17 protein-coding genes and 1 tRNA gene are annotated in these 18,895 nt (G+C 72.2%); 11 read left to right on the top strand and 7 right to left on the bottom strand.

The window, feature by feature from the left end; all coding sequences use genetic code 11:
• Positions 1 to 135: 135 nt before the first annotated feature.
• From ACFWW8_RS00860 to ACFWW8_RS00830, 7 genes are all read left to right on the top strand, one after another.
• Entirely contained in the window at positions 136 to 888 is a 753-nt protein-coding gene (locus ACFWW8_RS00860; protein WP_386522202.1) for a serine protease, read from the top strand.
• Positions 889 to 1,111: 223 nt separating this feature from the next.
• Positions 1,112 to 1,768 (top strand): response regulator, encoded by a 657-nt coding sequence (locus ACFWW8_RS00855; protein WP_386521790.1) that lies wholly within the window; start codon positions 1,112 to 1,114, stop codon positions 1,766 to 1,768.
• A gap of 220 nt (positions 1,769 to 1,988) precedes the next feature.
• Entirely contained in the window at positions 1,989 to 3,146 is a 1,158-nt protein-coding gene (locus ACFWW8_RS00850) for a sensor histidine kinase (protein ID WP_386521788.1), read from the top strand.
• A gap of 110 nt (positions 3,147 to 3,256) precedes the next feature.
• Positions 3,257 to 3,601: a chorismate mutase gene (locus ACFWW8_RS00845; RefSeq protein ID WP_386521785.1), complete on the top strand. Its 345-nt coding sequence runs from the start codon at positions 3,257 to 3,259 to the stop codon at positions 3,599 to 3,601.
• A 40-nt stretch (positions 3,602 to 3,641) separates the two neighbouring features.
• A complete protein-coding gene (gene pepN, locus ACFWW8_RS00840) occupies positions 3,642 to 6,158 on the top strand; it encodes an aminopeptidase N (RefSeq protein WP_386521782.1) in 2,517 nt (838 codons plus the stop codon).
• A 786-nt stretch (positions 6,159 to 6,944) separates the two neighbouring features.
• Positions 6,945 to 8,357 carry a pyridoxal phosphate-dependent decarboxylase family protein gene (locus ACFWW8_RS00835; protein ID WP_386521779.1) on the top strand — a complete coding sequence of 471 codons (1,413 nt, stop codon included), beginning with the start codon at positions 6,945 to 6,947 and terminating at the stop codon, positions 8,355 to 8,357.
• Entirely contained in the window at positions 8,354 to 9,763 is a 1,410-nt protein-coding gene (locus ACFWW8_RS00830; RefSeq protein WP_386521777.1) for a lysine N(6)-hydroxylase/L-ornithine N(5)-oxygenase family protein, read from the top strand. The genes ACFWW8_RS00835 and ACFWW8_RS00830 overlap by 4 nt, the downstream gene beginning before the upstream one ends.
• A 62-nt stretch (positions 9,764 to 9,825) precedes the next feature.
• Here the strand turns inward: ACFWW8_RS00830 and ACFWW8_RS00825 are convergent, their stop codons facing one another.
• Positions 9,826 to 11,616, bottom strand: a complete 1,791-nt coding sequence (locus tag ACFWW8_RS00825; protein ID WP_386521774.1) for a bifunctional metallophosphatase/5'-nucleotidase — start codon at positions 11,614 to 11,616, stop codon at positions 9,826 to 9,828.
• Between the two features lie 129 nt (positions 11,617 to 11,745).
• On the opposite strand from ACFWW8_RS00825, the gene ACFWW8_RS00820 reads away from it, so the two are divergent.
• Positions 11,746 to 12,450 (top strand): SIMPL domain-containing protein, encoded by a 705-nt coding sequence (locus ACFWW8_RS00820; RefSeq protein WP_386521773.1) that lies wholly within the window; start codon positions 11,746 to 11,748, stop codon positions 12,448 to 12,450.
• Positions 12,451 to 12,597: 147 nt separating this feature from the next.
• Positions 12,598 to 14,025, top strand: a complete 1,428-nt coding sequence (pyk, locus tag ACFWW8_RS00815) for a pyruvate kinase (protein WP_386521770.1) — start codon at positions 12,598 to 12,600, stop codon at positions 14,023 to 14,025.
• Between the two features lie 57 nt (positions 14,026 to 14,082).
• Here the strand turns inward: pyk and ACFWW8_RS00810 are convergent, their stop codons facing one another.
• Positions 14,083 to 14,334: an EF-hand domain-containing protein gene (locus tag ACFWW8_RS00810; protein ID WP_386521767.1), complete on the bottom strand. Its 252-nt coding sequence runs from the start codon at positions 14,332 to 14,334 to the stop codon at positions 14,083 to 14,085.
• A 70-nt stretch (positions 14,335 to 14,404) separates the two neighbouring features.
• Here ACFWW8_RS00810 and ACFWW8_RS00805 point away from each other — a divergent pair, with 70 nt between their 5' ends.
• On the top strand, positions 14,405 to 14,863 hold the full coding sequence (locus ACFWW8_RS00805; protein ID WP_386521764.1) for a MarR family transcriptional regulator: 459 nt from the start codon (positions 14,405 to 14,407) through the stop codon (positions 14,861 to 14,863).
• 4 nt (positions 14,864 to 14,867) lie between these two features.
• On the opposite strand, the gene ACFWW8_RS00800 is transcribed toward ACFWW8_RS00805, so the two are convergent.
• The 3 genes from ACFWW8_RS00800 to ACFWW8_RS00790 all read right to left on the bottom strand — a co-directional run bounded on the left by ACFWW8_RS00800 (position 14,868) and on the right by ACFWW8_RS00790 (position 16,380).
• Complete coding sequence (locus tag ACFWW8_RS00800) at positions 14,868 to 15,371, bottom strand: FBP domain-containing protein (RefSeq protein ID WP_386522199.1); 504 nt, start codon at positions 15,369 to 15,371, stop codon at positions 14,868 to 14,870.
• Between the two features lie 52 nt (positions 15,372 to 15,423).
• Entirely contained in the window at positions 15,424 to 16,212 is a 789-nt protein-coding gene (locus ACFWW8_RS00795) for a helix-turn-helix domain-containing protein (protein WP_386521761.1), read from the bottom strand.
• An 85-nt stretch (positions 16,213 to 16,297) separates the two neighbouring features.
• Positions 16,298 to 16,380 (bottom strand) — tRNA-Leu (locus ACFWW8_RS00790).
• A gap of 92 nt (positions 16,381 to 16,472) precedes the next feature.
• Here ACFWW8_RS00790 and ACFWW8_RS00785 point away from each other — a divergent pair.
• Complete coding sequence (locus tag ACFWW8_RS00785; RefSeq protein ID WP_386521758.1) at positions 16,473 to 17,126, top strand: ANTAR domain-containing response regulator; 654 nt, start codon at positions 16,473 to 16,475, stop codon at positions 17,124 to 17,126.
• 92 nt (positions 17,127 to 17,218) lie between these two features.
• Here ACFWW8_RS00785 and ACFWW8_RS00780 read toward each other — a convergent pair whose 3' ends face one another.
• Complete coding sequence (locus tag ACFWW8_RS00780; protein WP_267722255.1) at positions 17,219 to 17,935, bottom strand: ABC transporter ATP-binding protein; 717 nt, start codon at positions 17,933 to 17,935, stop codon at positions 17,219 to 17,221.
• Positions 17,932 to 18,894: an ABC transporter ATP-binding protein gene (locus ACFWW8_RS00775; protein WP_386521755.1), complete on the bottom strand. Its 963-nt coding sequence runs from the start codon at positions 18,892 to 18,894 to the stop codon at positions 17,932 to 17,934. Before ACFWW8_RS00775 ends, ACFWW8_RS00780 begins: the two co-directional genes overlap by 4 nt.
• Between the last annotated feature and the right edge of the window lies 1 nt (position 18,895).

Below are 18,895 nucleotides of genomic sequence, written 5' to 3'. Positions count from 1 at the left end.
CGGTTGGCCAAAAATGCGTTCTTGATGTCGGCCATGTGGGTGATGTGTCATGGACTCGTCATTCACCCGATGACACGCACAGCCCAACCCCCCACGAAAGGCAGTGTGTTGAGCGTGAGCACTCTTGTCAGCTTCATGAAGCGCACCCTCGCCGTCGGCGCCGTCGCCCTCGCCGCCGTCAGCCTCCAGCCCTCCAACGCCGGCGCCGCCCCGAGCCCCGTCGTCGGCGGAACCCGCGCCGCACAGGGCGAGTTCCCCTTCATGGTGCGCCTCTCCATGGGCTGCGGCGGCGCCCTCTACACCCAGCAGATAGTCCTCACCGCGGCCCACTGTGTGAACGGCTCCGGCAACAACACCTCCATCACCGCCACCGCCGGAGTCGTCGACCTCAACAGCGCCAGCGCGATCAAGGTGAAGTCCACCAAGGTCCTCCGGGCCCCCGGATACAACGGCACGGGCAAGGACTGGGCCCTCATCAAGCTCGCCCAGCCCATCAACCTGCCCACCCTCAAGATCGCCGAGACCAAGGCCTACGACAGCGGCACCTTCACCGTCGCCGGCTGGGGCGCCACCCGCGAGGGCGGCGGCCAGCAGCGGTACCTCATGAAGGCCACCGTCCCGTTCGTCTCCGACGCCAGCTGCAAGAACGCGTACGGCAGCAGCCTCGTCCCGTCCGAGGAGATCTGCGCCGGTTACAACCAGGGCGGCGTCGACACCTGCCAGGGCGACTCGGGCGGCCCGATGTTCCGCCGCGACAACGCGAACGCCTGGATCCAGGTCGGCATCGTCAGCTGGGGCGAGGGCTGCGCCCGCCCCGGCTACCCCGGCGTCTACACCGAGGTGTCCACCTTCGCCGCCGCGATCAAGAGCGCCGCGGCCGGCCTGTAGTACCGACTCGTCCTTCCGGCCGGGACGGATCCGGCCGGAAGGACGAGGAGCCGTCCCCCGGACGTACGCCACCTCGTCCGGAGCGCCGTACGGCCGGATCACCGCCCTCCCCGTCCCGCGGCGCCCCTCCCGCGACTCCCCCTGCGGTTGCGGGCCGCGGCGCGCAAATGTCCCATGGGTGGGGACCGGCAGTGGCGGCGGGTGACGGCGGGACGGGTGGCGCATGGCGATCAGGGTGGTCATCGCGGACGACCAGGAGATGGTCAGGACCGGCTTCCAGATGATCCTCGAAAGCCAGCCCGACATCGAGGTCGTCGCCGACGTGGTCGACGGCGAGGCCGCCCTCGCGGCCGTCGCCGAGCACCGGCCGGACGTCCTGCTCCTCGACATCCGGATGCCGAAGCTCGACGGGCTCGAAGTCACCCGGCGGCTCTCCGGCCGCGACGGCCCGCGCATCGTCATCGTCACCACCTTCGACCTCGACGAGTACGTCCACGCCGCGCTCCACGGCGGAGCGTCCGGCTTCCTCCTGAAGGACGCGAGCCCGGCCATGCTGGTTGAAGCCGTCCGGGCGGCGGCCGTCGGGGACTCCCTCGTCTCGCCGGCCATCACCGTGCGGCTGCTGCGCGAGATGGCCCCGCGCACCCCCGCCGCGGCGACCGCCCGCAGGCCCGCCGAGCCGCTGACCGAGCGGGAACGCGAGGTCGTGCGCTGTGTGGCGCGCGGTCTGACCAACGCGGAGATCGCGGGCGAGCTGTTCGTCTCCCTCTCCACCGTCAAGACCCACCTGGCGAACGTCCAGACCAAGCTCGACGCCCGCAACCGCGTCGAGATCGCCGCCTGGGCCTGGGAAAGCGGCCTGGCCGCCGGCGCGGCGTGACCCCACCCCCGCCGGCCCGGGTACGCCCGCCCGCCGGGGTACGCCCCGGCACCCGGGTGCGTCCCCGTGCCCGGGTGCGTTCCCCCGGCACCGGCACCGGACCCGCTCCCGCCGCGGTCGCCCGCCGGGCCCCGTACGGGCCCGGGTGCGCGGGTCCCCGTACGGCGGGTGCACCCGCAACCGGCCGGCGGTGCGGTCCCGGCGCCGGCGGGGGGCGGCGGTGAGCCCGGTCGCCAGCTGGGCCCGCCGGCACCCGCGCGCCGCCGCCGTGATCCGCCTCGCCCTCTCCCTCGTCCTGCTCGCCCTCGTCACCTTCGAGGGCGTGGTCCTGGCCCGCCAGCCCAGCCTCCCGCACGCCGCCGTGTGGGCGTCCGGCATCCTCGTCTGCCTGAGCGCCGCGCCCTGGCCCGCCGTCCCCCTCCTGGCCCGCGCCTGGTTCGCGGCGGCCGTCACCTGGACCGTCACCCTCCTGCTGATCTTCGGCAACCACCCCCTCGTCGTCTGGGGCGGCGGCGAGGCCATCGCCCTCCTCGTCCTGCTCTCCCAGGTCCTGCTCCGGGCCCCCGCCCGCACCGCCGCCGTCCTCGGCCCGCTCCTGGGCCTCGGCTGCATGGCCGTACCGGTGCGGGACACCGACCCCGGACGGTTCACGCTGCTCTTCTCCGTGCTGGCCGTGGTCGTCGCCGCGTACTCCCTCCTGCTGCGCCTCCAGTCCGGCCAGCGGGTGCGCGAGCTGAGCGCCGTACGGACCGCGGAGCGCCTGGAGCTCGCCCGCGAGCTGCACGACCTCGTCGCCCACCACGTCACCGGGATCGTGGTCGAGGCACGGGCGGCCCGCTTCACCGGGGTCTCCGCCGATCGCGCCGCCGAGATCTTCGGCCGGATCGAGACCGCGGGCGACGAGGCCCTCGGCTCGATGCGCCGCCTCGTCAAGATCCTCCGGGAGAACGACGCGGCGGCCGGGCCCCGGCCCGGAACCGCCCCGGTCGCGGGCCTCGCCGACCTGCGCGGGCTCACCGAACGGTTCTCCGTCACCGGGCCGCCCGTCGCCCTCTTCGTCGAGGAGGGCCTGGCGGACCGGCTCCCCGGCGACGTCGCCGCCACCGCCCACCGCATCGTCCTCGAAGCCCTCACCAACATCGGCAAGCACGCCGCCACCGCCACCGCCGTCCGGGTCGGCCTGCGGACCGTACCGGCCGGGCTGGAGATCCGCATCGCCGACGACGGCGGCCGCCCCGCCAAGCTCTCCGACAACGCCCGGGGCGGCGGCTACGGCCTCGTCGGCATGGCCGAACGCGCCGAGGCCCTCGGCGGCCACCTCACCGCGGGCCCCGCCCCCGAGGGCGGCTGGCTCGTCACCGCCACCCTGCCCCTGTGAGGCCGGCCGCCGCGCGAAAGGACCGGCAGGCGCCGGACCGACCCGGGGGCCGTCTCATCCACCGACCGGCACGGCGGACCAGCCGCCGGCGCCACGTATTCTCGGGAACCATGAACAACAGCGCCACCGACCACGGCACGCCCCCGGCCACCGGCGGGACCGACGAGAACGTCGCCGCCGAGCTGGCCCGACTGCGGGACAGCATCGACAACATCGACGCGGCCGTCGTCCACATGCTCGCCGAACGCTTCAAGTGCACCCAGCAGGTCGGCCACCTCAAGGCCCGCCACCAGCTGCCCCCGGCCGACCCGGGCCGCGAGGCCAGCCAGATCGCCCGGCTGCGCCAACTCGCCGAGAACGCCAAGCTCGACCCGGCCTTCGCGGAGAAGCTCCTCACCTTCATCATCGCCGAGGTCATCCGCCACCACGAGACGATCGCCGCGGGCGAAGAGTAGAAGACTGGGGTCCGGCCGCCCGCTGCGGCAGCATGGGCCCATGTCCGCACTGACCCGCACCGAAGCGCAGCACCGAGCCCGGCTCCTCGACGTCCGGCACTACGCCGTCACCCTCGACCTCACCGGCGGCGACGACACCTTCGATTCCAGCACCGTCATCCGGTTCACGGCCCTAGCCCCCGGCGACACCTTCCTGGAACTGAAACCGGACGAGCTGCGCTCCGCCACCCTCGACGGAGACCCCCTCGACCCGGCGGCCCTCACCGACAACCGCCTCCCGCTCACCGGCCTCACCGAAGGCCCCCACGAGCTGCGCATCGACACCCGCATGCGCTACTCCCGCACCGGGGAAGGCCTGCACCGCTTCACCGATCCCGCGGACGGCGAGACGTACGTCTACAGCCAGATGTTCATGGACGACGTCCAGCGCGTCTTCCCCGCCTTCGACCAGCCCGACCTCAAAGCCGTCTTCGAGTTCACCGTCACCGCCCCCGCACACTGGACCGTCCTCGCCAACGGCATCACCACGCGCACCGGGGACCGCGAAACGGACGGAGCCGGCGTCTGGCGCTCCGCCCCGACCCCCCTCATCTCCACCTACCTCGCCGCCGTCGCCGCCGGCCCCTGGCACAGCGTGCGCGTCGAACACGCCGGACTGCCCTTCGGCATCCACTGCCGGCAGTCCCTCGCACCCCACATGGACGAGGACGCCGAGGAGATCCTCTCCGTCACCCGGGACTGCTTCGACCGCTACCAGGAGAAGTTCAGCGAGCCCTACCCCTTCGACTCGTACGACCAGGCCTTCGTCCCGGAGTTCAACGCGGGCGCCATGGAGAACCCCGGACTGGTCACCTTCCGCGACGAGTTCATCTACCGCTCCGCCGTCACCGAGACCGAGCGCCAGACCCGCGCCATGGTCATCGCCCACGAGATGGCCCACATGTGGTTCGGCGACCTCGTCACCCTCGCCTGGTTCGACGACATCTGGCTGAACGAGTCCTTCGCCGAGTACATGGGCTACCAGACCCTCACCGAAGCCACCCGCTTCACCGACACCTGGGTCGACTTCGGCGTCACCCGCAAGTCCTGGGGCTACGACGCCGACCAGCGCCCCTCCACCCACCCCGTCGCCCCCGCCCCCGAGGACGTCCCCGACACCGCGTCGGCGCTCCTCAACTTCGACGGGATCTCCTACGCCAAGGGTGCCTCCGCCCTGCGCCAGCTCGTCGCCTGGCTCGGCGAGAAGGACTTCCTGGCCGGCATCAACACCCACTTCGCCCGCCACAAGTTCGCCAACGCCTCCCTCGCCGACTTCGTCGACTCCCTCGCCGCCCACACCGACCGCGACGTCCACGCCTGGGCCGAGGTCTGGCTGCGCACCACCGGCATCGACACCCTCCGCCCGCAGATCGAGGACAGCCCCGGCGGCCCCGGCGGCTGGACCCTCACCGTCGACCGCGACGGCAGCCGCCCGCACCACATCGGGGTCGGCGTCTACCACCGCGACCCCGGCGACGGGCGGACCCTGGAGCGCACCGCGCTCCTCCACCTCGACGTCCCCTCCGACGAGGTCGTCTCCGCCGACGGCCCCCGCCCCGCACTGCTGCTCCTCAACGACGGCGACCTCGGCTACGCCAAGGTCCGCCTCGACGAGACCTCCGTCGAGACCGTCCTGGGCAGCCTCTCCGGCATCCCCGACGCGCTCACCCGCGCCGTCGTCTGGAACGCCCTGCGCGACATGGTCCGCGACGGCGAACTCGCCCCGGCCGTCTACCTGGCGACCGCCGCGGCGCACCTGCCGGAGGAGGCCGACCTGGCCGTCGTCCAAGGCGTCCTCGCCTTCGCCCGCACCCAGATCGCCGACCGCTACCTGGCCCCCGCGCAGCGGACCGAGGCGCTCGGCACCCTCACCGATCTGGCCCGCGACCTGCTGCGGCGGACCGAGGACGGCTCGGCGCCCGGCCTGCGGCTGGCCGCCGTACGCGTCCTCATCGACAGCGCCACCCGTCCCGACACCCTCGCCGCCTGGCTCGACGACGACATCGTCCCCGGCGGCCCCGCACTCGACCCCGAACTGCGCTGGCGCATCCTGGCCCGGCTGTCCGTCCTCGGCGCGGTGGGGGAGGAGCGGATCGCCGCAGCCTTCGCCGCCGACCCCAGCGCCACCGGCGAGGAAGGCGCGGCCCGCTGCCGCGCCGCCCTCCCCACCCCGGAGGCCAAGGCCGCCGCCTGGGACCGCCTCTTCCACGACGACAGCCTGTCCAACTACCTGTTCAGCGCCACGGCCCAGGGCTTCTGGCAGCCCGAACAGGCCGATCTCGTACGGGAGTACGTGCCGCGGTTCTACCCCGAGGCCGTCGCCCTCGGAGCCCGCCGCGGCCCGGCCATCGCCGAGGCCGCCGGCCGCTGGGCGTTCCCCGTCCACGCCGCCGACGAGGCCAGCCTCCGGGCGGGCCGCGCCTGCCTGGAGAACCCCGGGATCCTCCCGCTGCTGCGCCGCAAGCTCGTGGACCAGCTCGACGACCTGTCCCGCGCCCTCCGCATCCGCACCCCCTGACCCGCCCGGCCCCCCGGGCCGCACCCCCCGTGGGGGCCCGGCCCGGTGGTCCGCACCCCCCGTGGGGGCCGGGCCCGGCGGTCCGCACCCCCCACGGGGGCCCGGCCCGGCGGTCCGCACCCCCCGTGGGGCCCGGCCCGGCGGTCCGCACCCCCCGTGGGGCCCAGCCCGGTGGCCCGCACCCCCCGTGGGGCCTGGCCCGGCGGTCCGGCATGTCCACCCCGGCCGCCCGTCCGGGCGAGCCTCCGGTCCGGGTCTCCCGTCGGGCCTTTTCAGCCCGTCCGGCGTGTGAGGACCGGGTCCGGGCGGAGCCCGGGGAACGGAGGAAGGGCGGGCAGGGGAGCAGCGCGCGCAGCGCCCCGCCCGGCCCCCGGCACCCGCCCGCGACCCCCGCACCCGCCCGCGACCCCCGCACCCGCCCGCGGCGGCCCGGCGGCCGCCCGCCCCGGGCCCGGCACCCGCCCCCGGCCCCGCACCCGCCCGCCCGGCCCCCGGCACCCGTCCCCGGCCCGGCACACCCGCCCGCCCCGCGCCCGGCACCCGCACCCGCCCGCGGCGGCCCGGCACCCCGCACGGCACCAGGCCGGCGCCCCCGCCACCCGGCCCCGGCCCCCACCCCCGGCGCACCCGTACCCCCCCCCGGGAAGCCACGGCTGAAAATCGTCCCCGGACAAACCCCGGCGGTTACCCCGTTCGGGTCTGGTCGTTGTACGGGCCGGGTGTGCCCCGCCCCGCCTCGGCGGGCGCGGACGCGGCCCACCCGCCCAGCCACCGGAGGGACCCCGCATGACGGCGCTGCCCGGCACCCGCACCCCGCCGCCGCCCCCGCCGCCGCTCGCCGGCGGCCACCACGGCCCCGACGCCCTGCGGCCCCTGCTCGACACCGTCCTCGACGCCCTGCGCACCGGCACCGCGGAACGCGGCGGCCCCCTCCCGGCCGGCGGGCCCGACACCGTCACCGCCCGGGTCCGGGCGGCGGTGGGCGAGGTGCTCCCCGCGTACGGCACCGGCGACCACGAAGCGCTCCGGACCCTCGTGCACGCCCTCGCCGCCGGCGCCGCCGACCCCGCCGACCCGCTCTGCGCGGCCCACCTGCACTGCCCGCCGCTCGCCGTCGCGGCCGCCGCCGACCTCGCCGCCGGCGCCCTCAACCCCTCCCTCGACTCCTGGGACCAGGCCCCCGCCGCCTCCGCCCTCGAAGCCCTCCTCACCCGCGCCCTCGCCGCCGAGTTCCACCCGGACGCCCCCCACCCCGACGCCCTCGTCACCACCGGCGGCACCGAGTCCAACCAGCTCGCCGTGCTCCTCGCCCGCGAACGCCACGGCCCGGCCCTGACCGTCCTGCACGGCGCCAACGCCCACCACTCCGTGCCCCGCGCCGCCTGGCTCCTCGGCCTCCCGCCCGCCGTGTCCGTACCGGCCCCCACCGGCACCCTCCACCCCGCCGACCTCGCCGAGGCCCTCGCCGCCACCACCGGACCCGTCCTCGTCACCGCCACCGCCGGAACCACCGACGCCGGCCTCATCGACCCCCTCCCCGAGATCGCCGACCTCTGCGACCGGCACGGCAGCGCCGAACTCCACATCGACGCCGCCTACGGCGGACTCCTCGCCCTGAGCCCCCGCCACCGCCCCAAGCTCGCCGGCCTCCACCGCGCCCGGTCCCTCACCGTCGACCTCCACAAGCTCGGCTGGCAGCCCGTCGCCGCCGGACTCCTCACCGTCCCCGACGCCGCGCTCCTCGCCCCCCTCGCCCACCAGGCCGACTACCTCAACGCCACCGACGACACCGAAGCCGGCCTGCCCGACCTCCTCGGCCGCTCCCTGCGCACCACCCGCCGCCCCGACGCCCTGAAGATCGCGACGACCCTCCGATCCCTCGGCCGCGACGGCCTCGTCCGCCTCATCGACCGCACCTGCGCCCTGGCCGAGGACCTCGCACGGCGCCTCGACGCCCACCCCGGCTTCGAACTCCACGCCCCGCCCACCATCAGCACCGTCCTCTTCCGGCCCGCCCACGCCGACGACGAGCAGCTCGCCGCCCTGCGCCGCACCCTCCTCCACGAAGGCCGCGCCGTCCTCGGCCGCGCCCGCGCCGACGGCCGCCTCTGGCTCAAGGCGACCCTGCTCAACCCCCACACCACGCCCGGGGACCTGGACACCCTCGTCGCCCTTCTGGAAGGCAGCACCCACCGATGACCGCCCACCTCGATGCGCCCCACGACCTCGTCGGAATCGGCATCGGCCCGTTCAACCTGTCCCTCGCGGCCCTCGCCCACGGCCTGCCGCAGCAGGGGGCGGGCGAACTCGCCACCGCCTTCTACGACCAGCGCCGCGACTTCCGCTGGCACCCCGGCCTCCTCATCGACGGCGCCACCCTCCAGGTCCCCTTCCTCGCCGACCTGGTCACCCTCGCCGACCCGGCCAGCCCGTGGAGCTTCCTGAACTACCTGAAGCAGAAGGAACGACTCTTCCCCTTCTACTTCGCCGAGCGGTTCCACATCCAGCGCGCCGAGTACGACGCCTACTGCCGCTGGGTCGCCGGCCGCATCCCCGGACTCCACTTCGGCCATCAGGTCGACGCCGTCCGCTGGAACCCCGAACGCGACGTCTTCGAGGTCGACTTCACCCAGGTCGACGCCGACGGCGAAGCCGAAGCCCTCGGCCGCACCCACACCCGCAACCTCGCCCTCGGCATCGGCACCGCCCCGTTCGTCCCCGAACCGCTGCGTCCCCTCGCGGAAGCGCCCACTGTCCCGGTCATCCACTCCGCCGACTACCTCGACCACCGCGAACGCATCCTCGGCGCCGCCCACGTCACCGTCATCGGATCCGGCCAGTCCGGCGCCGAGGTCTTCCTCGACCTGCTCCGCGCCCGCCCCGCCGGCCGCGAAGGCCTCACCTGGCTCGCCCGCACCGCCTCCTTCGCGCCCATGGAGTACTCCAAGCTCGGCCTGGAGCACTTCACCCCCGACTACACTCGGTACTTCCACGCCCTGCCCGAACCGGTCCGCGACCGCCTCGTCCCCTCCCAGTGGCAGCTCCACAAGGGCATCGACTCCGAGACCATCGCCGCCATCCACGAGGAGCTCTACCGCCGCTCCCTGCACGGCGGCTGGCCCGACGCCGTCCTCACCCCCGGCGTCAGCGTCCGCACCGCCGGCCGCGTCGCCACCACGAAGGTGGAACTCCACCTCGAACACCTCGAACAGGGCACCCGCTCCCGCCTCACCACCGACGCCGTCGTCCTCGCCACCGGATACCGCGAACGGCCCCTCGGCAGCCTCCTCGCCGGCCTCGACCCGTACCTGCGCAAGGACTCCTCCGGCCGCCCCCGCATCGACGACCGCCACCGCATGGTCCTCGACCCCAGCGTCACCGGCAGCGTCTTCGTCCAGAACGGCGAACGCCACACCCACGGCGTCGGAGCCCCCGACCTCGGCCTCGCCGCATGGCGCAGCGCCGCCATCCTCAACACCCTCACCGGCAAGGAGCCCTACCCCCAGCCGGCGCGCACCGCGTTCACCACCTTCGGCCTCGACCAGCGCGAACACACCCGGCCCCAGCCCGCCGGCGAACTCCTCCCGCTCGTCGAACACCCGTAGGCGCCACACGCCGGAGGGCCGGGACGCCGCCGAAGCGGGCCCCGGCCCTCCGGAACGGACGATCAGGCCCCGAAGACCGGCACGCCCGCCCGCGTCAGCCGCCAGTCCACCGAGGCGAACCCCGACGGATCCACCGTCCCCCGCGCCTTCACCCACTGGATGATCGTGTTGCGGATCTCGTCCGAGTCCGCCCACACCTGCCGGGCCTGCGGCACGTGCGGGAAGTTCCCGCCCCCCGACGCCCGGTAGTTGTTCACCGCGAGCACGAACCGGGCCGCCGGATCCACCGGCGCACCGCCGAACGACAACCCCGTGATCCGCGAACCGGCCGGCTGCGCGATGTCGATGTCGTACGTGAACCCGTACACCGCGTCGTAGTTGTAGTCCGGAATCCCGTCGGCGTTCGTCAGCTTCGCCGGGTCCACCACGTCACCGGGCGCGGTCCGCACGAAGTACCGCGCCGAGTACTCCAGATAGTCCTTCAGCTGCGCGCCGGTCAGCAGCCGCGCCTCCAGGGTGTTCTCGAACGGGTACAGGCCCGCCGCGTCCCTGAGCGTCACCTGCCCGGCCGGGATGGCCGCCGTCCGGGAGAAGCACGAGGCCTGCGACAGCACCGGCAGCGCCGCCCACTCCGTACCCGCCAGCGCGGCCCTGACCGTCTCCGCCTGCACGTGGTTGATCAGGTCGATGATCGCCACGTCCTTGACCGGCCCGTCCGCCGAGGACATCGCCCGCGTGGACGTGCCGATCACCTGGTTCACGTACGCGACGACCTTGCGGTGCTCGTCCGACAGCAGCCCGGTGATCTTCGGGTCCTCGGCGACCTCGTTGGAGTTCAGCACCTTCGCCGCGACCTTCGCCACCGACCAGCGGCCCTTCGCCCACGTCAGCTCGAAGTCGAACAGGGTCAGCCGCTGACCCCACTTGAGCGGCTCCGACAGCACCACGTCCTTGCCGGTCGCCCGGTTCTTCACCCGGTACTCCGGGATCTCCGTGTGCGCGTGCCCCACCAGGATCGCGTCGATCCCCGGGACCTGCTCCGCCACCAGCCCCGCGGCGTTCTCGACGTACGGCAGCTGGTCCCCGTACGAGGACGTCCCGCTCGACCCGGAGTGCGCCGAGACGATCACCACGTCGGCGCCCATCGAGCGCAGCTTCGGCACGTACTTCGCCGCCTGCTCCTCCAGCCCCGGGAAGGTCATCCTGCCCTGCACGTTGGCCTTGTCCCATATCGCGATCCCCGGGTTCGTCAGCCCCAGCACCGCCACCTTCACGTCCGGACCGTGCGGCGTCCGCAGCCGGTGCATGCTGTACGGCGGGAACGCCGGCCGCAGCGTCTTCGCGTCCAGCGCGTTCGCCCCGAGCAGCGGGAAGTCGCACTGCTCCTCGAACGCGCGCAGCACCGGGATGCCGTAGTTGAACTCGTGGTTGCCCAGCGCCGCCGCGTCGTAGCCGATCGCGTTCATCGCCTGGGCCATCGGGTGCACCGGGCCCCGCCGCGCCGTGATCGGGTCGACCTTCGCGTAGTAGTACGACAGCTGGGTGCCCTGGATCGTGTCACCCGCGTCGATCAGCAGCGTGTTGCACCGGCCCTTCTCCTCCCGGACCTGGTTCACCAGGGTGGAGATCTTCGCCAGGCCGACGTCGTTGTGCGCCTTGTCGTCGAACTCCCTGTCCGTGAAGTAGTCCCAGTTGAAGACGTTCCCGTGCAGATCGGTCGTGCCCATCACGGTGAACGAGTAGGTCCGCGGCCCGGAACGGGCGGCGGCCGGGGTGCTCGTGGCCCCCGTCAACGCCACGGCCGCACCGGTCGCGGCCGTGGTGCCCAGAAAAGTCCTGCGGTCGAACGGCATGCCATCTCCCCTTTTGAGGCGTGAACAACGCGCGTAGATTCTGACCCAGCGGTAACAAGCCGCAACACCCCCAGCAGGTTTCGATCCGATGACCCCACTCGTACGGACGACAGTGCGACAGTGGAAGGCATGACTCAGGACGCAGCGCACCAGCCCTACGGAACCCCGGAAGTCCCCCGTGTCGCCGTCTGCGGCGAGGCCCGCATCGAGGTCGACCCCGAGATCGCCCGCATCGGCATCACCGTGAGCGCCCGCGGCACCGACCGCCGCACCGCGCTCGACGACCTGACCCGGCGCAACAACGCCGTCCTCGACCTCGTCAAGAGCTACGGCGACCCCGTGGAGAAGCTGGAGACCGGCGCCTTCTCCATCAGCCCCGAACTGACCCGCCACGGCCGCGGCGACCGGATCCGCGCCTACCACGGCCGCGTGCACATCACCGCGGAGCTCAACGACTTCACCACCTTGGGTGAACTCACCACCCGCCTCGCCGACCTCGACCTCACCCAGGTCGACGGCCCCTGGTGGGCCCTGCGCCCCACCTCGCCCGCCCACGGCGAGGCCCGCCGGCAGGCCGTGCTCGAAGCCGTCCAGCGCGCCCGCGAGTACGCCGACGCCCTCGGCGCCCGCCTCTCCGCCCTCGTCGAACTCGCCGACCTGGGCGCGGAGAACGCCGTCCCCTTCCAGGCGTCGGCCCCCGGCGCGGGCATGCGCACCATGGCCTTCAGCGCCACGGAGGACGCGGGCGCACCGCCGATCGACCTCGAACCCCAGCGACAGACCGTCTACGCCCAGGTGAACGCCCGCTTCACGATGACCCCGCCGCAGCTCTGAGGAACCGTTGACAGCACGCCCATGGGGGTGCTCATCAGAGCACCCCCATGCACATTCAACAGTTGTCAACAACGTTTTTCCCAAAGGTTGTTGAGTGGACACCTGGAAGCGATTACCTACCCGTTGGTAGGGGAATACGCTCGCCTCATGCGCCGAGCGAAAATCGTATGTACCCTGGGCCCCGCCACCGACTCATACGACCAGATCAAAGCCCTGGTCGAAGCCGGGATGGACATCGCCCGCTTCAACCTCAGCCACGGCACCTACGCCGAACACGAGGAGCGCTACCAGCGCGTACGCAAGGCCTCCGACGAGACCGGCCGCAGCGTCGGCATCCTCGCCGACCTTCAAGGCCCGAAGATCCGCCTCGGTCGCTTCCGCGAAGGCCCCGTACTCCTTGAACGCGGCGACGAGTTCACCATCACCGTCGAAGACCACGAAGGCGACCGCCACACCTGCGGCACCACCTACAAGGGCCTCGCCGCCGACGTCACCACCGGGGAGCGCATCCTCGTCGACGACGGCCGCGTCACCCTCGAAGTCACCGCCGTCGACGGCCCCCGCGTCCGCACCACCGTCATCGAAGGCGGCATGGTCTCCGACCACAAGGGACTCAACCTCCCCGGCGTCGCCGTATCCGTCCCCGCCCTCTCCGAAAAGGACATCGACGACCTCCGCTGGGCCCTGCGCATCGGCGCCGACGTCATCGCCCTCTCCTTCGTCCGCAGCGGCCGCGACATCGAGGACGTCCACCGCATCATGGACGAGGAAGGCCACCGCCTCCCCGTCATCGCCAAGGTCGAGAAGCCCCAGGCCGTCGAGAACATCGACGACATCGTCGCCGCCTTCGACGGCATCATGGTCGCCCGCGGCGACCTCGGCGTCGAAATGCCCCTGGAACAGGTCCCGATCGTCCAGAAGCGCGCCGTCAAACTCGCCAAGCGCAACGCCAAACCCGTCATCGTCGCGACCCAGATGCTCGACTCGATGATCGAGAACTCCCGGCCCACCCGCGCCGAAGCCTCCGACGTCGCCAACGCCGTCATCGACGGCACCGACGCCGTGATGCTCTCCGGCGAGACCAGCGTCGGCAAGTACCCCGTCGAAACGGTCCGCACGATGTCCCGCATCGTCGAAGCCGCCGAAGAGGACATCCTCGCCAAGGGCCTCCCGCCCCTCACCGACCGCAACAAACCCCGCACCCAGGGCGGAGCCGTCGCCCGCGCCGCCGCCGAGATGGGCGACTTCCTCGACGCGAAGTTCCTCGTCGCCTTCACCCAGAGCGGCGACACCGTCCGGCGCCTCTCCCGCTACCGCTCGCCGATCCCGCTCCTCGCCTTCACCCCGGACCCCGCCACCCGCTCCCAGCTCAACCTCACCTGGGGCGTCGAAACCTTCCTCGGCCCCCACGTCGACTCCACCGACGCGATGGTCGCCCAGGTCGAGGAAGAACTCCTGCGCATCGGCCGCTGCGTCCCCGGCGACGTCGTCGTGATCACCGCCGGCTCGCCCCCCGGCGTCACCGGATCGACCAACCTGGTCCGCATCCACCACATCGGCGACGCCGTCCGCTGACCGCCGCCCCCACCGCGTCGGGAACCCGCCCGACGCGGTATCCGGCCGCGCACCGGCCTACCAGCCGAACCGCCGGTCGACCACGGCCGCGAACTCCTCGAACGACAACACCGCGTCCCCGTTCTGATCCGCCGCGTCGAACAACGCCGACGACGCGTCCGCGTCCCCCACCCCCCAGAACGGCAGATCCCCCCGCGCCGCCAGCGTCGGCCCCTTCGACCGCAGCGCCGAGATCACCTCGACACGGGTCAGCTCCCCGTTCGCGTCCAGATCCAGCGCCTCGAACAGCTTCCGGGCCTTCTCACTCATCACGCGGTCCCCTTCGTCTCCGTCACCAAAGCCTTGACCTCAACCTACGTCGAGGTCGTACGTTCACGGCATGACGATCAACGAGTACACCCAGCAGCAACTCGCCGCCCAGCCCCTCGGCCACTGGACCCGCACCGCCGCCCACCTGGTCATCGGCGCCATCCGCGGCGCCCTCGCCGAGGAGAACCTCACCCAGCCCCACTGGTGGATCCTCAACCACATCGCCGGAGCCCCCGGAACCTGGCAGCGCGCCGCCCTCACCGACAAGCTCGCCCCGTACGACGACCAGGACACCGACTTCGAAGCCGTCCACGCCGACCTCGCCGCCCGCGGCTGGACCACCGAAGCCGCCGACGGCACCCTGACCCTCACCGAAGCCGGAGAAGCGGGACGCGGCCGCGCCAAGGACCACGCCGCCCTGGTCCACGCCCGCATGCGCGAAGGCATCGACGACGCCGCCTACGCCCACACCATCGACGTCCTGCGCCGCACCGTCGCCAACCTGGGCGGCGACGGCAACCTCCCGTAACCGCTCAGCCGGCCGCGACCTTGGCCGCGAACGCGTCCAGGTTGCCCGCCATCCGCGCGATCCGCTCGTCCACCGTCAGCGACTCCTCGTACCGCGTCGTACGCAGCTTCGGCTGCCGCTTCCCGCGCACGTACAGGGAGCAGGCGAGGTCCGCGCAGAAGTACGTGCCCACCGTGTTCCCCTCACGGCCCCGGGCACCCGCCAGCGGGGCGGCGAGCAGGGTGACCCCGGACGAGGCGTGCCCCGTCAGGCAGATCTGGCACAGGCTGGACTTCATCGCGCTCGTCCGCCCCACGGAGGGAACCCGCAGGGAGATCCCCAGCGGGCCCTCCTCCCGGGGCAGCACCAGGTGCGCCCGCAGGGGCGCCCCCGGATCCACCCACCCGAGGAAGTCCAGGTCCTGCCAGGGCAGTTCGGCGAAGTCGAGCGGCAGTCTCAGCCGCGACGCCTCGCCCTTGGTGCAGTTCACGAAGGACGAGCGGATCTGTTTCTCGGAGAGCGGTTCCACGGGCGTCGACTCTACGGTGAGCATGGATGGCCCGCACATCAATATCCCCGGGTCAGTGCTTCGGCCCGATGTGCAGGTCCATGAGGGCGACGGATTCCTTCCGCGCGATCGACACGTTGAACGGGTCGCTGCCCCGCGCCAACACCGTCCACCGCACGCCGACGCGGGTGAGGGTGTCGGTGCAGAGCTTGCGGATGTCGTCGGACTTGTTGGTGAACAGGTAGCGGGGGTACTCGTACCGTTTCCGCTCGCCGGCCACCACGCGGGTGGTCCAGTTGGTGACCCGGCATCCGTCCGAGTGGATGAGTCCGCGGAGAAACTCCCAGGGGTGCGCGTCGACGATCTTCTGCTGCCACGCTTCCAGCACGATGGCCCGCTCGTGCTTCCGTCCTGGTCCGTGCTGCGGGAACAGGCACTCAAGGTGCTTCGAGTACACCTTCACGTTGTGGCACCCGGTCTTGCGGACCCGGCAGACCCGGTTGGAGGGGAATACGCGCTCCATTGCCTGCTGGGCATCGCTCATCAGGCCGGGCCAGTTGTCATCACACGTGATCATGAGGTTGGGCACACGGTGCGCGGAGTAGTGGCTTATGTGGCCGTCACCCAGGTACAGGCCGAGCAGATAAGCGTAGGCCGATGTGTCGAGGGGGCTGTCATCGCAGCGCGGACAGGCCGTGCGGTGGCGGCCGGGGCTCTCGCCGCGCGCTGCACGGTCCAAGTGCTTCCAGTAGCCGACCGTGCCCGGTGGGACGCCGAGGCGGCGGGCGACCTCGGCGTTCCCCGCGCCGGTGTGCAGCAGGGAAAGTGCGGCATGGCGGACTTCCGCAGTGTGGAGTTCCATGTCGCTACCCTGCGTCACGGCCTGTGTCCCTGGGTAGCGAAAGGCGGACGTTCACGCGAAGGTGGACGTCCGCTTGTGTCAGCTGTGCCGGGTGCGGGACTCGAACCCGCAAGCCCTCACGGGCAGATGTGTTTGAGACATCCGTGTATGCCATTCCACCAACCCGGCCGGGTTGCACGTCGGAGTGTACCGGGTGACCATGCGTCTGCGCTGCTAGGTAGGCTCATACAAGCAGCAGAGCCCCGCATAGAGGAGCCCCCGTGACCGCCGAGCACGAGTCGACGCCCACGCCCGACGCCGACCAGTCGCACGTTCCGCCGCTGACGACCCGCGTCGTCATCGCCGAGGACGAGGCGCTCATCCGTCTCGACCTCAAGGAGATGCTCGAGGAGGAGGGGTACTCCGTCGTAGGCGAGGCCGGTGACGGGCAAACGGCCGTGGAGCTCGCCCGCGAGCACCGCCCCGACCTGGTCATCCTCGACGTGAAGATGCCCGTCCTGGACGGGATCTCCGCCGCTGAGAAGATCGGCGCGGAGTCCATCGCCCCCGTGCTCATGCTCACCGCGTTCTCGCAGCGCGACCTCGTCGAGCGCGCCCGCGACGCCGGGGCCATGGCGTACCTCGTGAAGCCGTTCAGCAAGAGCGACGTCGTGCCGGCCATCGAGATGGCCGTGTCCCGCTTCGCCGAGCTGAAGGCGCTGGAGAAGGAGGTCGCCGACCTCTCCCTGCGCCTGGAGACCCGCAAGCTCGTCGACCGGGCCAAGAGCATCCTGCAGACCCAGTACGGCCTCACCGAGCCGAATGCCTTCCGCTGGATCCAGAAGACCTCCATGGACCGCCGCATGTCCATGCAGCAGGTCGCCGAGGCGGTCATCGAGGACGCCGAGGAGAAGAAGAACGCCGCCAAGGGCTGAGCCCGCGCCGCGCACGCACACCGTGCGCCCGCCGTGCCCGGGCATGCGTGAGGCCCGCCTCCCCCCGGGGGGAGGCGGGCCTCACACGTTTCTCAGTCCTCGCCGAGGTACGCCTTGCGGACGTCCTCGTTGACCAGGAGCTCGCGGCCCGGGCCCGACAGGACCACGTTGCCGATCTCCATCACGTGGCCCTGGTCGGCCAGCGAGAGCGCCGCCTGGGCGTTCTGCTCGACCAGCAGGATGGTGGTGCCCTGTGCCTTGAGCTCGGCGATAGTCGCCATGATCTTCTGCATCATGATCGGCGAGAGGCCCATCGAGGGCTCGTCCAGCATCAGCAGCTTCGGCCGGGACATGAGCGCACGGCCCATGGCCAGCATCTGCTGCTCGCCGCCGGACAGCGTGCCGGCCGCCTGCTTGCGACGCTCTCCCAGGATGGGGAAGAGGTCGTAGGCGCGCTGGACGTCCTGCTGGATGCCTTCCTTGTCCTTGCGGAGGAAGGCGCCCAGGAGGAGGTTGTCCTCGATCGTCATGCGCGGGAAGATGTGCCGCCCCTCGGGGGAGTGGGCGAGTCCGAGCGCGACGATGTCGTGCGCGGGCACCTTCTTCAGCGACTTCCCGTTGAACTTGATCTGGCCGCCGCGCGGCTTGATCAGGCCCGACAGGGTGCGCAGCGTGGTCGTCTTGCCCGCGCCGTTGGTGCCGATGAGGGTGACGATCTGGCCGGCGTCGACGCTGAACGAGATGCCCTTGACGGCTTCGATCTTGCCGTAGGCGACGCGGAGGTCCTCGACCTCGAGGAGTGCGGTCACTTGGCTTCTCCGTCCGTGCGGGTGGTGCTGTGCGCCTCGGCCTCGGCCTCCGCGGCTTCGGCCTCGGAGGCCTCGGCCTCGGCGGCTTCGGCGTCCGCGGCGACGGCCTCGGCGACGTCGATTTCCGCGGCCTCGACCTCGGCGACCTCTTCGGCGCCGGGGGCGCCCTCGAAGGGCTCCCCGAGGTAGGCGGCGACGACGCGCTCGTCGCCCTGGACCTCGCTGGCGGTGCCCTCGATGAGCTTCTCGCCCTGGACGAGGCAGGCCACCCGGTCGCAGAGGTTGAAGATGAAGCGCATGTCGTGCTCGATGACGAGGACGGCGATGCCCTTGTCCCGGATGGCGAAGATGAGCTCTTCGGTGGTCCGGGTCTCCTGCGGGTTCATGCCGGCGGTGGGCTCGTCCAGGAGGATGAGGCCGGGGTCGCTGGCGAGCGCGCGGGCGATCTCCAGCTTGCGCTGGTCGCCGTACGGGAGGTTGCGGGCGAGGTGTTCGGCCTTGCTGTCGAGGCCGATGAACTCCAGGAGTTCCATGGCCTTCTCGCGGCTGGCCTTCTCCTCCCGGTGGAAGCCGGGGAGGCGCAGCAGGGCGGACCAGAGGCCTTCCTTGGTGCGGGTGTGGCGGCCGACGAGCACGTTTTCCAGGACCGTCATGTTGTTGAAGAGACGGATGTTCTGGAAGGTGCGGGCGACGCCTGCGGCGGTGACCTTGTAGGACTTGGGCGGCAGGACCGTGCCCTTGTACCGGACTTCGCCCTCGGTGGGGATGTAGAGGCCGGTGAGGCAGTTGAAGAAGGTGGTCTTGCCGGCGCCGTTGGGGCCGATGAGTCCGACGATTTCGCCGCTGCGGACGGTCAGGTCGACGTTGCGGACGGCGGTGAGGCCGCCGAAGCGCATCGTGACGCCGCGTGCGTCGAGGACGGTCTCCGCCGTGCTGGGGGCGGTGGTGGTGGTCGTCATG

The organism is Streptomyces sp. NPDC058701 (genome assembly GCF_042715295.1).
Classification (GTDB): domain Bacteria; phylum Actinomycetota; class Actinomycetes; order Streptomycetales; family Streptomycetaceae; genus Streptomyces.
Note: the sequence above shows the minus strand (reverse complement) of the source record. Positions and strands in the feature narration are given on the sequence as shown.